Consider the following 260-nt stretch of genomic DNA (forward strand, 5'->3'; position numbering starts at 1 on the left):
TCGTTTTCCCTTATTTTATGAGCATATATAGTCTTTATCTTTCCACTTCTTTGTGCTAATTCTAAAAGACCTTTATACCCAATTTGGAATTGTACCTTCTTGCCATATGGTATTAAATATGCTTGACCTAAAGGTGTGTTAGGCTCAAGTCCTAATTGAGCTGATTCCATCATCGCTGCTATGAAACTCATAGGCTCACATGATTGTAACCTTGGATTGTTACTAAAAGCTGTTAGGGCAACTCTTTGAAACCTCTCACT

1 protein-coding gene is annotated in these 260 nt (G+C 36.5%); it reads right to left on the minus strand.

Features of this window, described 5'->3' with window-relative positions; all coding sequences use genetic code 11:
• The coding region (locus tag KGF50_RS22130; protein WP_227850021.1) for a recombinase RecT at positions 1-260 on the minus strand (260 nt) is incomplete at both ends.

Origin of the sequence: Clostridioides sp. ZZV15-6598 (genome assembly GCF_020657705.1) — a bacterium.
GTDB classification, from domain to species: Bacteria; Bacillota; Clostridia; order Peptostreptococcales; family Peptostreptococcaceae; genus Clostridioides; species Clostridioides difficile_F.